The sequence below is a fragment of the Rhodanobacter sp. FW510-R10 genome (genome assembly GCF_058781105.1).
Window position 1 is genome coordinate 333974 of record NZ_JBYSWL010000001.1, and the last position, 13550, is coordinate 347523.

12 protein-coding genes are annotated in these 13550 nt (G+C 67.3%); 8 read left to right on the plus strand and 4 right to left on the minus strand.

The genetic code is table 11. The features are described 5' to 3' along the window. Positions 1-79: 79 nt before the first annotated feature. The 3 genes from lon to AC3WJB_RS01285 form a co-directional block, all read right to left on the minus strand. The gene (gene lon / locus AC3WJB_RS01275; protein ID WP_492677925.1) at positions 80-2572 is read right to left on the minus strand and encodes an endopeptidase La; all 2493 of its coding nucleotides are present in this window, start codon (positions 2570-2572) and stop codon (positions 80-82) included. After that, on the minus strand, positions 2565-2984 hold the full coding sequence (locus AC3WJB_RS01280; RefSeq protein WP_492677927.1) for an Hsp20/alpha crystallin family protein: 420 nt from the start codon (positions 2982-2984) through the stop codon (positions 2565-2567). Before AC3WJB_RS01280 ends, lon begins: the two co-directional genes overlap by 8 nt. A 90-nt stretch (positions 2985-3074) precedes the next feature. Further along, positions 3075-4841 carry a L,D-transpeptidase family protein gene (locus AC3WJB_RS01285; protein WP_492677929.1) on the minus strand — a complete coding sequence of 589 codons (1767 nt, stop codon included), beginning with the start codon at positions 4839-4841 and terminating at the stop codon, positions 3075-3077. A 263-nt stretch (positions 4842-5104) separates the two neighbouring features. On the opposite strand from AC3WJB_RS01285, the gene AC3WJB_RS01290 reads away from it, so the two are divergent. From AC3WJB_RS01290 to AC3WJB_RS01315, 6 genes are all read left to right on the plus strand, one after another. Then, positions 5105-5818, plus strand: coding sequence for a murein L,D-transpeptidase catalytic domain family protein (locus tag AC3WJB_RS01290; protein WP_492677931.1), 714 nt, complete (start codon positions 5105-5107; stop codon positions 5816-5818). Positions 5819-5941: 123 nt separating this feature from the next. Next, a complete protein-coding gene (locus tag AC3WJB_RS01295; RefSeq protein ID WP_492677933.1) occupies positions 5942-6607 on the plus strand; it encodes a response regulator transcription factor in 666 nt (221 codons plus the stop codon). Then, positions 6594-7988 carry a sensor histidine kinase gene (locus AC3WJB_RS01300; protein WP_492677935.1) on the plus strand — a complete coding sequence of 465 codons (1395 nt, stop codon included), beginning with the start codon at positions 6594-6596 and terminating at the stop codon, positions 7986-7988. The genes AC3WJB_RS01295 and AC3WJB_RS01300 overlap by 14 nt, the downstream gene beginning before the upstream one ends. A gap of 142 nt (positions 7989-8130) precedes the next feature. Beyond that, positions 8131-8691, plus strand: a complete 561-nt coding sequence (locus tag AC3WJB_RS01305) for a HutD/Ves family protein (RefSeq protein WP_492677937.1) — start codon at positions 8131-8133, stop codon at positions 8689-8691. A 113-nt stretch (positions 8692-8804) separates the two neighbouring features. Continuing rightward, on the plus strand, positions 8805-9383 hold the full coding sequence (locus AC3WJB_RS01310; protein WP_492677939.1) for an NnrU family protein: 579 nt from the start codon (positions 8805-8807) through the stop codon (positions 9381-9383). Between the two features lie 82 nt (positions 9384-9465). Further along, complete coding sequence (locus tag AC3WJB_RS01315; RefSeq protein WP_492677941.1) at positions 9466-9663, plus strand: hypothetical protein; 198 nt, start codon at positions 9466-9468, stop codon at positions 9661-9663. A 59-nt stretch (positions 9664-9722) separates the two neighbouring features. On the opposite strand, the gene AC3WJB_RS01320 is transcribed toward AC3WJB_RS01315, so the two are convergent. Beyond that, positions 9723-10484, minus strand: a complete 762-nt coding sequence (locus tag AC3WJB_RS01320) for an NRDE family protein (protein ID WP_492677943.1) — start codon at positions 10482-10484, stop codon at positions 9723-9725. Between the two features lie 156 nt (positions 10485-10640). Here AC3WJB_RS01320 and AC3WJB_RS01325 point away from each other — a divergent pair, with 156 nt between their 5' ends. Next, on the plus strand, positions 10641-11819 hold the full coding sequence (locus AC3WJB_RS01325; protein ID WP_492677945.1) for a murein hydrolase activator EnvC family protein: 1179 nt from the start codon (positions 10641-10643) through the stop codon (positions 11817-11819). A gap of 291 nt (positions 11820-12110) precedes the next feature. Further along, positions 12111-13538 carry a S41 family peptidase gene (locus tag AC3WJB_RS01330; RefSeq protein WP_492677946.1) on the plus strand — a complete coding sequence of 476 codons (1428 nt, stop codon included), beginning with the start codon at positions 12111-12113 and terminating at the stop codon, positions 13536-13538. The last annotated feature ends 12 nt before the right edge of the window (positions 13539-13550 follow it).

Here is a 13550-nt window from a genome sequence, read left to right on the forward strand (position 1 = left end):
CAATGGACCGGCCCGAGGCTACTACAACGCTGCGCATGATCTTTTCCGATGCGCGCAGTCGACGCTTCGTGTGTCGTTGTTACTGCAGTGACTCCATCTCCGCCCGGCCGGGAGCCGGCTCCAATGCGGCGGCAACCGCGTCGTCCACGCGCTCCAGCCAGATGAACTCCACGCGCTCGCGGGCTTCGGCGGGGATTTCCTCGAAATCGCGGCGGTTCCTCGCTGGCAGCATGACCCGCGTGATGCCTGCGGCTGCGGCGGCCACGATCTTCTCCTTGATGCCGCCAACCGGCAACACCAGGCCGCGCAGGCTGATTTCACCGGTCATCGCGGTATCGCTGCGCACGGTACGGGCGGTCAGCAGCGAAACCAGCGCAGTGAACATCGCCACGCCGGCACTGGGGCCGTCCTTGGGCGTGGCTCCTGCCGGCACGTGGATATGGATATCGATGCGACCGAGATGTTTTTCGTCGATACCCAGTTCGTGGGCGCGATGCTTGACGATCGACAGTGCCGCCTGGGCGCTTTCGCGCATGACATCGCCGAGCTGGCCAGTCAGGATCAACCCGCCCTTGCCTGGAAAACTCGTCGCCTCGATGAACAGGATGTCCCCGCCGACCGGCGTCCACGCGAGCCCGGTTGCCACCCCCGGGGTACTGGTACGCATCGCCGTCTCGTTTTCGAAGCGCGGTGGTCCGAGGATTGCGTGCAGCGCGTCCGCGCCGATGTCCACGTGCCCGGTCCCACCCTCTTCCGCGATCCGCACCGCAGCGTGGCGCAGCGCACGACCGATCTCCCGCTGCAGATTGCGCACGCCCGCTTCACGCGTATAGTCGCGGATGATCTGGCGCAGCGCCGCGTCGGTGACCGTCACCTGCCCGGCGCGTAGACCATTCGCTTCCATCTCGCGGCGGACCAGGTAGCGGCGTGCAATCTCGAACTTCTCGCCTTCGGTGTAGCCCGCCAGCGGGATGATTTCCATGCGGTCGCGCAACGGACCCGGAATCGTCTCCAGCATGTTGGCCGTCGTCAGGAAGGTGACCCGGCTGAGATCAAACGCCACGCCGAGATAGTTGTCCCGGAAAGTCGAGTTCTGCGCCGGGTCGAGCACTTCCAGCATCGCCGCGGAAGGATCACCCTGCACGCCGCGACCCATCTTGTCGATTTCGTCCAGCATCATCACGCAGTCGCGCGCCTTGGCTTTGCGGATAGCCTGGATGATATTGCCCGGCATCGACCCGATGTAGGTGCGGCGGTGCCCACGGATTTCCGCCTCGTCGTGCACGCCGCCGAGGCTGACATGCACGAATGGCCGGTCCATGGCGCGTGCGATGGACTGGCCGAGTGAGGTCTTGCCGACCCCCGGTGGTCCGACGAAACAGAGGATCGGCGCCTTGCCGTGAGGCGCGAGCTTCCTCACCGCGAGAAACTCGACGATGCGCTGCTTGATCTTGTCGAGGCCGAAGTGGTCCTCGTCGAGCACGCGCCGCGCCTCGTGAATGTCGATGGGCCGCGGCTCCGGTTCGGCCCAGGGCAGCGCGGTCAGCCAATCCAGGTAGTTGCGCACCATGCCCGTTTCAGGCGCACCTTCCGACATGCGTTCATAACGGCGCAATTCCTTGTGTGCAATCTCACGCGCGGCATCCGGCATCTGCGCGGCGTCGATGGCCTTCTCGAGCTCGGCGACTTCCTCCGACTTGCCGCCCTGCTCGCCAAGTTCGCGCTGGATGGATGCCATCTGCTCACGCAGGATCGCCTCGCGCTGGCGCTCGTCGAACGTGGCCTTGGTGCGCTGGCCGATCTCCCGCGTCAGGCGCATGACCTCGATGCGCTTGGCGAGGATCGCCGACACCTTCTCGATGCGTGCGATCAGGTCCGCCGTTTCCAGCAGCTCCTGCTTTTCGCCGACGGGGATGTCGAGATAGGCAGAAACGAGGTCGGCCAAGGTGCCCGCGCTGCCTACCGATTGCACGGCGACGATCAACTCCTGTGGCACGCTGGGTAGAAGTTGCAGCGCCTCGAGTGCCTGCCGGCGCAGGAACAACATCTGGGCCTCGATTTCCGCGCCCTGCTCTTCAGGGTCTGCGACGGGCTCGGCCCGGGCGGCCAGGAACGGCTGCCCTTCCACGAACTCCAGCACGCGGAAGCGCTGCAGTCCCTGCACGACGATATGGTGCTCGCCATCAGACGCGTTCACGTAGCGCAAGATGTTGGCGATGGTGCCAACCCCGTGCAGGTCGTCCGCAGCCGGGTCGACGGTTTCCGCGTTCCGTTGCAGCAGGATGCCGACGGGACTTTCCGCGCGCATGGCATGCTGCACCGCACGGACGGAAGCCGCACGGCCGATCGCCAGCGGAAATACCGTGCCGGGAAAAAGGACCGTATCGCGTACCGCGACCACCGGCAACACGCCCGGCGGCAGCGCCTGCATGGTGGACTGCGCAGGCGCCGTCGCGTCGGATGCAGCGGGGTCTGCCGGCCGGTCGTCGGCAGCCGCGCCTTCGGCACCCACGAGGTCGCCAGCGCCGGATTCGGCAGTGGCACGAGGCGGATGTGGTTCGAACTCATTCATACGCGTTCCCTCGGGTCTTTTGCAGGCTGATCACCAGGCATCCGCGATCAGTTTCCACGTGCACACCCGCATAGTGCCCGGGAGGCAATTGGATACGCCGCTCGAATCGACCCTGCGGAAGCTCCAGGCGGTGGATCACCGCCTCACCGATGCACGCGGGCGGCGCGCGCCGCCCGCTTACGGTCAGCATGATGCCGTCGATGACCGCGCGCACCTCGGAGACCGAAACGCCGGGCAGGGCCACGTAGATCAGCACCTCGCGGTCGTTCTCCAGCACGTCCACCGGGGGTTCCCAGCTCGGCTCACTGGCGCGGCCCGGGCGAAAAAACTGGCGGTGCAGGCGCTCGGCACGGTCCAGGGCGGCCAATGCCTTGGCCCACATCCATTCCTGTGATTCGTCTTGTCGTCTCATGCCGCTTGGGACCTCCTGGTTGCCAGCGACCGGCGGTGAGTCCATTGGAACGCGTCGGCGCGCCGGGCTGGAACGATGCTGCGTACTCCATCATAGCCGCGCGTTTCCGCGGTCCGCCGTCCAACGCTGACCAACAACCCGGCGGCGTTCATCGCGCGTTCGTCTGACCGCATCGACTGAGCGCTCGGCACGCGAACCGATCGGCGCCGCGCCGGTGGGTGGCAGCCACGGCGACACGCGCGGACGGTCCAGCGCCGCACGCAACGGCGGGTCACGCTGGTAAATATCAGGGCGAAAGCCGATCCGGCCGTCATCGCGCAGATCCGCGGTCCAGTACGCCAGCAACAGCGGCACCGGTTTGTCCAGCATCACGGTCTGCGTCCTGCCGGTGTCGATGGCACGGTCGATGGCCGCCCGGTTCCAGCGCACGGGATCATCCAGCAGTAGCTCGACCAGTTCGCGCGGACGCTCCACCCGGATACAACCCGAGCTGCTGGCACGCTGCGGGTTGGCGAACCCTGCCTGATGAGGCGTGTCGTGCAGGTAGACCGCGTAATTGTTGGGAAACCGTATCACCAACCGTCCCAACGAATTGCCCGGCCCGGCATCCTGCCGCAGCACGATGCCGCGCGGATTGGCCCAGTTCACGCTGGCCGGCGACAGCACGCGGCCCTGACTGTCCAGCACACGGATACGGTTCGCGGCGAGGTAGCCAGGGTCCTTGCGTACCTTGGGCAAGATGTCGTTCCTGAGGATGGTCGGCGGCACCGTCCAGGTCGGATTGAGCGTGAGGTGGGTGATCTGCGACTTGAACGCCGGCGTCCTGCGATACGGCGTACCCACCTGCACCCGCGCGCGCCAGACCGGTTTGCCAGCCTGGTAATAGGCAATGTTGTAGCCGGCGATATCCACCATCACAAACTCGCCGTGCAACTGGTGCAGCAGCCAGCGCGCGCGTTCCAGGTTCACCCGCAGTTGATCGATGCGCGCCGCCACCGGCACATTCAACGCGGCCAGCGTGGCGACACCAAGGTAGCCATCCGCGACGAGGTATTGCTCGTACTGGAATTGCTTGAGTGCCTGCTCCAGTGCGGGGCCATAAAATTCGTCGATAGCGGTATCAGTATCGGTATTGGCAGTGGCCGCGAGGTAACCCCCCAATTGCAGGCGCCGGCGCAATGCCGGCACCCGCGGATCGGACATGCCCGGCTTCAGCGTAGGGCCGCCTGCCATCGCCGCCCAACCACCCTGCGCTGCCACCTCCCGCCATTTGGCCAGGGCCGCGCGCAGCTCGCCGTACAGCGCATTCTGCGGCCGGGCACGTACAAACAGGTCTGCCACCTGCCCGCGGGCCAGCGCTGCGCGCACCGATTGCACACCCTGCCCGGCATCCGGTTGGCGCGCATCGAAATTCCAGTGCGTGTCCAGCGAGGCCGGATCCACCTTGCCGCGGTACAGATGAGTCAATGCGCCGAGGAAGGCGTCCGTGGCGAGCAGATCGAACTGCGCGCGCTGCAACGGCGTGGCCCGTGGGTCGCCCAGCACCGCGCGCAGCCGCAGCAATTCCGTCAGCGCATAGTCCTCTGGATCGAGTCCATCGGCCGCCACACCGCGCAACGCCGCCAACAATTGGTCGACGTCGGCCGGCCGCGTCCATGCCGGAGCAAACTGTCCCTGCGCATAGAACTCCGCCTCGGCCTTGTTCAGCCCGGCGGCGGACGCGTTGAGCGCCGGCTCCACGCGTTCACGGATGAGCTCGGCCACCGGATCAAGGCTGAGCGCGGGCGCCGACCAGGCCGGCACGGCCACGGCAAGCATCAGCATCACGGTCAACCGAAAGCCTTGGGTCGATGTCACGGCACTGTCCTCCGCGATAAATCAAGCTATCTCTAAGGAAGGTCTGAATAATTGCCGTCATCCCCGCGAAAGCGGGGATCCAGTGAGGTTAAGTTGTTGAAATCAAAGACACTGGATTCCCGCTTTCGCGGGAATGACGATCAAGAACGAATTGTTCAGAGGTTCCCTAACACAGCTGAGGTGATGGGCATCTCGAACACGTGGTTAACCGGGCGCCGCTAAGATCGGCACTCCGTGCCCGGGCCGGAAACCAAACCCTTTCCATGAACCGACACCTGCGCCACGTCCTCCTCACGGCGCCACTGCTCGCCGCCGGCCTCGTCCCCGTGCATGCTGCCGACACTTCGCTGCTCGAGGCGCTGGGTAAACTGGCCCCGCGCGCCAACATGCAAGTCATCGGCTTGGCGCTGGCTGCGACCGAGTGCGCCGCAGCCAAGGGCCAATCGCCAGCCGACCGCCTGGCAGTGATCGATTATTCGCTGCCATCCACCGAGCCGCGCATGTGGGTGTTCGACTTGACCACGCGGAAGCTGCTGTTCCATGAGCTGGTTGCGCACGGCCGCAACACGGGCGAAAACTTCGCCAGAAAATTCTCCAACCAGGCTGGCAGCCTGGAATCCAGTCTAGGCCTGTTCCGCACGCGCGAAGCCTATGTCGGCCGCAATGGCTACTCACTGCGCATGGATGGGCTCGAAGCGGGAATCAACGATCGCGCACGCGAACGCGCGCTGGTCATCCATGGTGCATCCTATGTAAGCAGGGCCGCAGCCAGCCAACAAGGGCGGATCGGCCGCAGCTGGGGGTGTCCGGCCGTACGCACCGCTGTTGCGCGACCGCTGATCGACGTCCTGAAAACTGGCCAGTATGTATTCTCCTTTTATCCCGACCAGCACTGGCTGGATACCTCGCCGTACCTCCAATGCCGCGTTGCCCGTGCGCTGGTCACGGCCAGTGGATCGGCCCCCGCAGGCTCATGACGGCAGGCGGAATCCCGACCATCCCCATTGGATTCCCTGCCCACGGCACGCCCTCCGCTGGCGGGTAGCGTGCCTCGCGGGATGTTAAGTTGCATCATTCGTTGACGCATACGGAGTCCCGCCGTGCGGCTGCTGGTGGTCGAAGACTCGGCAAACCTCGGACGCGACCTGCGCGAGGCCCTTACCCGCGACGGCCACGCCGTCGACCTGGCAGTCGATGGTGCGCAGGCGCAGGAATTCCTGGCCGGCTATGCCTATGATGCCGTGGTACTGGATTTGATGTTGCCACGCGTGGACGGCTGGAGCGTGCTGCGCTGGCTGCACGGCCGCAACCCGCGACCGCGCGTACTGGTGCTTTCAGCGCGCGACCAGGTGAGCGACCGTGTCGAGGCGTTGCACCTGGGTGCCGACGACTACCTGGTCAAGCCGTTTGCCTATGACGAGCTGATCGCACGCCTGCTGGCGCTGTCACGGCGCGGCGTGGCATCGGCCGGGCCAAGTCTGCGCGTGGGTGCACTGGAAATCGATCCGCGCGCACGCCAGGCGCGCGTGGGTGGGGAGCCGTTGGCGCTCACCCCGAAGGAATTCGCGCTGCTGGAAACCTTGTGCGCGGAACGCGGCCGCGTGTTCGCGCGCACCACCTTGTTCGAGCACTTGTACGATGCGCGCAGCGAAGCTTCGGACAAGGTGATCGAGGTGCTGATCAGCACGCTGCGCTCGAAGCTCGCCAAAGCCGGCATCGCCGACCTGGTGGAAACCCGCCGAGGCTACGGTTATGTGGTCGCGTAAGGCACAGCCGCTGTCGATCCGCGTGCGCCTGTTGCTGTTCCTCGGCGTCGGGCTGACCGTGCTGATGATGGTGCTGTTCGTCATGCTCGATCGGGGCATTGACCGGCGCGCCCACGGCTACCTCGACAATGCCTTGCGGGCCCGTGCCCACGCGATCGCGGTGCTGCTTGAGTCGCACCCGCCAGCCGACGCGCTGGCCCAGTTGCAGGCCATGAGTCCCGAGTACGGCGGCGGCGAGCACACCGATTTCCTGCAGCTATGGGACGCACACGGCCGCACCCTGCTCGCCTCCGACAGCAATGACGCGGCAAACCTTGCACGGCCCACCGGCGTTCCGGCCAACGAGCCGTTGTTCTATGACCTCGAACTCCCCGACCTGCACAGCGGGCGGGCAGTAGCGCTGCGCCTGACCCTGCGAGGTCGTGCGGGTGACGCGATCCTCGCGGTGGCCGAAGAGCGCGAGCAACTCGACGCGCTCGAGCATGGCCTGCACGTCGCCTTGACCACCGCCGCGGTGATGACTGCTCTCGTCGCCGTGCTGCTCGCCGTGTTGAGCGTCCGCGCCGGCCTGCGGCCGCTCCTGGCATTTGGCGACACGGTACAACACACGTCCGAGACCTTGGTCCTGCCAACGCAACGGTTGGCCCGCGAACTACGCCCCTTGGCCGACACCTTGAACGCGGCGTTCGCACGCCTGAGCCAGGCCCTGCAGCGCGAACGCCGCTTCGCCCACGACGTCGCGCACGAACTGCGCACGCCGCTGGCCGAGATCCGCACGGCGGTGGAACTGGCGCGCCGCGACGCCCCTGCATCCCCAGCGCTGGATGGCGCATTGGCATCGGCAGAGCGAATGGCGAGGTCCATCGATGGCCTGCTGTCGCTGTCGCGCTACGAGTCGGGTCTGCAGGAGGTACAGACCGAGCCACTCGACCTGGCTGACCTGCTGCGCCACATGCTGGGGCCGGCCGAACGCGTCGGCACGCAACGGGGCGTCTTGTTCACGCTGGGCGCACCGGCCGAGTGCTGGATCGAAAGCGATCCCGCGCTGCTCGAGCGCATCCTCGATAACGTCCTCCTGAACGCCGCCACCTACGCTCCAGCAGATTGCACGGTGTCCGTCCGGCTCGCCCTGGGCAAGACAGGTGCGTGCATCGTCGTCAGCAATCCGGCTCCCGATCTGGCGCCAGAAGACCTGGCCCGCTTCGGCGAGCGCTTCTGGCGCAAGTCGACGGACCGCACTTCCGGCGACCATGGTGGTCTTGGGTTGGCTCTCGCACGGGGCCTGGCGGAATTGCTCGGCCTGCGCCTGGAGTTCCGGCTCGATGCCGGCACGCTCACGGCGACGCTCACCGACCTGCGCCTTCTGCACCTGCCCGCCTGACCACCGCTGGCGGTCACCCGCAAGGGACGTCCATCGGTCGCGAGCGGGGTCCAGCGACAGGCGGGGCAAACGGCCATGGGGTCCTACAATCATCACGCGCCGCGAGAGAGTGCGGCAGACAAAACCCGAAGGCGGCAAACACATGTTGATCAAACTCGACCAATGTCCGCTGCAGCCGTGGAAGAACGGTCTCGGCCGCACCCGCGAATTGGCCGCCCAGCCGGCCATCGACGGCGGCGCTGGATTTCTTTGGCGGGTGAGCATCGCCGAGGTCGACAGCGCCGCGCCATTTTCGCGTTTTCCCGGCATCGACCGGGTGATTGTGCTGCTGGATGGCACCGGCTTTGACATGATCCTGGACGGCCGGCAGCGGCATGCCTTGACCACGCCCCATGCGCCGTTTGCATTTCCCGGCGAGGCGCAGGTGGAGGTCGAGCTGGCTGCGGGGCCGACGCGCGACTTCAACCTTATGGTCCAGCGGGCCTACGCCGGCGGCGAAATCCTGGTCTGGCAGGGGGCCGACGCGCGGCAGGCCGATCTGGCCACGGTGCTGGTGTACTGCGCGCGCGGGCGCGTCGAAACCAGCGAAGGCGTCCTCGCCCCCGGCGACGCGTGGCGGCCCGGGCCGACGGTGGGCGCCGCCGTGATGCCGGATGCGGACGCCGTGGCCTTGGCGGTGCGTGTGGTGCCGCACCCCAGGTAAACACCTGTCTGGCGGAAGCTCACAGCCACCGCAGCAAGCGCATCTGCGCGCCGCATGCGGGAGCCGGCTGAGGCTCGTCTATACTGGCTCGCCACCCGCGCGGGACACGCATCATGTCCATCCTGATCCTCGGCCTGCTGATCTTCCTTGGCACCCATTCGTTGCGGGTCTACGCCGACGACTGGCGCAGCCGGCAACTGGCGCGGTTCGGTGAAAAGCGCTGGAAGGGCGTGTACGCCCTGGTCTCGCTGCTCGGCCTGGCCTTGATCGTGTGGGGCTTTGGCCTGGCACGGCAGCAACCGGTGCCACTTTACGTGCCGGTGCTCGCGCTGCGCCATCTGAATGCGCTGTTTACCCTGGTGGCGTTCGTGCTGATTGTCGCCGCCTACATGCCACGCAACCATTTCCGCAGCGCGCTCGGTCATCCCATGCTGGCCGGCGTCGCGTTGTGGGCCCTCGGCCACCTCCTGGCCACCGGCCGGCTGCACGACGTGGTGCTGTTCGGCGCCTTCCTGTGCTGGGCGGTGATGCTGTTCGTGCTCTCGCGCCAGCGCGACCGCGCTGCCGGCAAGCGGCCGGCAGCCGGTCGTCTCGCCGGCGACGTCGCCAGCGTGGCCATCGGCGTCGTGGCGTGGGCGGCCTTCGCCCACTGGCTGCATCTGCCGTGGATCGGTGTGCCGCCGTTCGGCTAGGAGCGTGGACGAATCGGAGCAGCGGGATTCGGGCGCGACATAGGCTACAGTGCCTGCCTGCCCCTGCATCGAGGCTTCTCCCATGATCACGTTCCTGCTCTGGCTGTTGCTGCTCGTGGTGTGCTGGCCGATCGCCTTGCTCGCGCTCGTGCTGTACCCAATCGTGTGGCTGCTGATGCTGCCGCTCCGGCTGGTGGGCATCACCGTCAGCGCCGTGTTTGCCTTGCTCGCGGCCATGCTGATGCTGCCCGCGCGCGTGCTGCGCGGGCGGCCGGTGTAGCGGCGGAAGGATCGTCTGCCCAGGGGGGACTTCCGCCGTTCGCGGGCGGGCGCCCAAGGTCAGGCGGAAGGAAAATCCAGGCGGGTCTCGATTCCGGCCACACCGTTCGGGCCAAAGTTGCGCTCGACGATGAAGCCGCTGCCGTCGGCGGCGATCGCGACCACGGTACTGGCCCGCGTGCCGTAGGCTTCGCCGCGCACGAACGCGGCCGACAGGCGACGCTCCTGCGGCAGGCCGATGCCGGTATCCGGCAGTTCCGCATCTGCCGCTGGGCACTCGTCGGCCAAGGCCGCAAACAAGGACTGTGGGTCGCCGTCGGCCTGGGCCAGCCAGGCCTGCAGGGCCTGGCGGATTGCCAGCACTTTGGGCCAGGGCGTGTCCAGGTCGGCGTTCGACAGCGCGTGCACGCCAGCTTCCAGGACGCGCCCATGAGACGCCGGGTGATTGCCGACGAACGCGGCCTGGTCGCCGGCAAACAACAACAGGTTGAACGGCCGGTAGCCGGCCGCACGAGCCCGCAGGCGCCCGGCATGGGCGGCGGCGGCATCGGTGCCGGCGAGGAAATTGCTGACCAGCAGACCGCGCGACCCGCCATCCATCGCGGCGTGCGGATCGCGCACATTCGTCACCACCGCGCAGCGTCCACCGGCGGTCACCCCGAGCCAGGTGCCGCCGGCCAGCAGGTCGCGACCGGCCATGATCGGGGTGCTGGGCCAGCGCGCCAGTGGCGCACTCGGCCGCGCATGCAGCTCGTCGCGGTTGCCGGCCAGCACCAGCCGCCAGCGCGGATGTACGTTCCAGGCAAAGGCTATCAGACACATCGGTTCGCTGGTGACTCCACGCAGTTACAGCAGCAGCCAACGGACGGCGCGCCACCAGCATACCCGCCACACCGGGACGCCGGGCACGTCCCCAGTCGCGGGATCGCTTCCCAGGCCCTGCTCGCCCGCGGCAGGCGACTCGGCGATAATCGCCGCATGTCTTTTCGCCCGCGATGTGCCGCGTCCGCCATCCGCACGTGCCTGCTCACCGCCATGCTGGGCCTGGCCGCGGCCGCGCCCTCCCAAGCGCAACAAGGCCAGCAGGCCGAGGCACGCAGGAAGCTGCAGGACGTGCAGCAGCAGATCGAGACGGCCAGCAAGCGCCAGGCGGCGACAGCCGCGCGGCGCGCCGAACTCAACGCGCAGTTGGCCGCACAGGCCGCCAGGCTCAGCCACGCGGTGCGTGCCGTGCGCGACACCGATGCGCGCATCGCCACCGGCGAACAGCAGCTGCAGCAACTGGGCGAACGACGTGCCGAACTGCAGGAACACCTGCACCGGCAGCGCGGGGCAGTGGCCGACCTGCTGCGCGCGACCTATGCCCTGGACCACGGCTCGGACCTGCGCCTGCTGCTCGACGACGAAGATGTCGCGCGCATGTCGCGGGCGCTGGTGTATTCGCGCTATTTCCAGCAGGACCGCGAGCGGCGTGTACGCGCCTTGCTCGCCGACCTGGACACCCTGCAGCAGACCGAGACCGAGATCAACGCGCAGCAGGCGGCGCTGCAGGCGGACAAGGCGGAACGCGAGAAACAGGCCGAGGTGTTGACGGCACAGCGCGACGCGCAGAAGAAGCTGGCCGCGCAAGCCGACGCCGAATACAAGAGCGATGCGGACAAGGTCGCCGCGCTGCAGCGCGACGCCAAGGCACTCGACCAGCTGATCAACCGGCTGCAAAAAGCCATCGACCAGGCCGCGCGCAGTCAAAGCAGGGAGTCGCGCACGGCGGCAGCCGCGCCAGGCGACCTGGGCAGCGCCAACATTCGCGGCAACCTGCCGTGGCCGGCCAATGGCGCCGTGCACAGCTACGGCAACGGCGTCTTGATCAAGGCCACCGGCGGCAGCGAGGTACATGCCGTGGCTGCCGGCAAGATCATTTATGCAGGCTTCCTGCGCGGCTATGGCTTGCTGCTCATCATCAACCACGGCAAGGGCTGGATGAGCATGTACGGCAACAACGAGGCGCTGCTGCACGAGGTGGGCGCCCAGGTCGCTGCCGGCGCGGTGATCGCCACCGCCAGTGCGCCCACGGGCGTCAATACCGGTGAATACTTCGAGATGCGCAAGGACGGCAAGCCGGTGGATCCGCGGCAGTGGCTGCGCCGGCAACACTGATGCCGGCCGCCACCTCGGAGCATGGGCGGCAGAAACGTTCGAGGCGGGAACTCCCCTGCGCGAGGCCAGCTTTTCGTCACTTCGCCGGCCCGTAGTGGTCCCATGGGCCAAGACGCGGCGGATAGTGGACCGGGCAGGGAGCTTCGCTGCCCGGACGGCTTCCACCGCCACGCTCCGAAAGGAACCTGCGCGGTCGGCTGCGTTCACACCGCGTAACATCGCGTCGCCACTGGCGCAAGGCGCCGACAGCCGACGTGCCAAGATAGCGGCCTGCGCCCCTGGAGTTGTCCCATGTGTAAACTGCTTCGTCCCCGCCCCGCCTTCTGGCTGCCGACAGCGCTGGCGCTGGTCACGCCCCTGGCCTGGGCGCAGGTATCGGCACCGGCGCCGGGCGGCAGTGTGCCGGCCGCGGCAAGCAGCATCGCAGCGCAAGCCTCCACGTCGGCACCAGCCAAGGCGTCGAGCGCAGCAGCCGCCAATGACGCGGTCGACCTCGACGACATCCGCAACTTCAGCCGCGTCTTCGAAGTGGTGCGCCAAGCCTACGTGGAAAAGGTCCCCAGCAAGACCCTGCTCCACGCGGCAATCACCGGCATGCTGGCCGGACTCGACCCGCACAGCGAATACCTGGACAAGACCGGCCTGCAGCAGCTGAGCGAGGAGACCTCGGGCCAGTACAGCGGCCTCGGCATCGAGGTGCTGCAGACGGAGGACGGCTTGCGCATCGTGTCGCCGATCGACGACACGCCGGCAGCCCGCGCCGGCATCCGGCCCGGCGACCGCATCGTCAAGATCAATGGCACCCTGGTCGATGGCAACAATGTCGATGCGATGTTCAAGCAACTGCGCGGCAAGCCCGGCAGCAAGATTGCCCTGACCATCACCCATGAGGGCAGCAACCAGCTGATCGAGCTCCACCTGGTGCGACAGAACATCACCGTCAGCAGCGTCAAGGTGCGCGAGCTCGAGCCCGGCTACGCCTATGTGCGCATCAGCCAGTTCCAGGACGACAGCGCCGACGATCTGGTGCGCAAGCTCGGCGAGCTGATCCGCAAGCACGGCGCGCCCAAGGGCCTGGTGCTGGATCTGCGCAACAACCCAGGTGGCCTGCTGACCGCGGCGGTGGCGGTGAGCGACGACTTCCTCGGCAGCGGCACGATCGTCACCACGCGCGGCCGGCTGCGCGACGCCAACATGAGCTTTGCCGCGCATCCGGGTGACCAGTTGGACGGCGCCCCGATCGTGGTGCTGACCAACAACGGCACCGCGTCGGCCGCAGAGATCGTCTCCGGTGCGCTCAAAGACAACCACCGCGCGTTGATCGTCGGCCAGCGTACGTTCGGCAAGGGCGTGGTGCAGACCGTGCTGCCGCTGGACGACGACCACGCGGTGAAGCTCACCACCGCGCGCTACTACACGCCAAACGGCACCTCGATCCAGGCCGAGGGCATTACGCCCGACGTCGCCGTCGACGCCCTGGCCGTGCACAGCGTACGCGACGCCCCCACGCTGGTCAGCTCCGAAGCCGACCTGCCGAACCATCTGGCGAACGAAAACGCCGAGCCCGCCGCAGCAAGCTCAAGTGGCGCGGCGGCGGCCGAAGCCGACCTGGCGACGCACGACTACGTGCTGGCCCAGGGCCTGAACGTGCTCAAGGGCATGGTGCTGGAACGCCGGCCGGCGACGCGCACGGTGGGCGCCAGCCAACCGCCGCACTGAGCTCACAAAAGC

Bases quoted from the DNA above. Each gene is read 5' to 3' on its own strand.
- lon (WP_492677925.1), bottom strand. From the start codon at position 2,572: ATGAATGAGTTCGAACCACATCCGCCTCGTGCCACTGCCGAATCCGGC.
- AC3WJB_RS01320 (WP_492677943.1), bottom strand. From the start codon at position 10,484: ATGTGTCTGATAGCCTTTGCCTGGAACGTACATCCGCGCTGGCGGCTG.
- AC3WJB_RS01315 (WP_492677941.1), top strand. From the start codon at position 9,466: ATGATCACGTTCCTGCTCTGGCTGTTGCTGCTCGTGGTGTGCTGGCCG.
- AC3WJB_RS01310 (WP_492677939.1), top strand. From the start codon at position 8,805: ATGTCCATCCTGATCCTCGGCCTGCTGATCTTCCTTGGCACCCATTCG.
- AC3WJB_RS01280 (WP_492677927.1), bottom strand. From the start codon at position 2,984: ATGAGACGACAAGACGAATCACAGGAATGGATGTGGGCCAAGGCATTG.
- AC3WJB_RS01305 (WP_492677937.1), top strand. From the start codon at position 8,131: ATGTTGATCAAACTCGACCAATGTCCGCTGCAGCCGTGGAAGAACGGT.
- AC3WJB_RS01325 (WP_492677945.1), top strand. From the start codon at position 10,641: ATGTCTTTTCGCCCGCGATGTGCCGCGTCCGCCATCCGCACGTGCCTG.
- AC3WJB_RS01300 (WP_492677935.1), top strand. From the start codon at position 6,594: ATGTGGTCGCGTAAGGCACAGCCGCTGTCGATCCGCGTGCGCCTGTTG.
- AC3WJB_RS01330 (WP_492677946.1), top strand. From the start codon at position 12,111: ATGTGTAAACTGCTTCGTCCCCGCCCCGCCTTCTGGCTGCCGACAGCG.
- AC3WJB_RS01290 (WP_492677931.1), top strand. From the start codon at position 5,105: ATGAACCGACACCTGCGCCACGTCCTCCTCACGGCGCCACTGCTCGCC.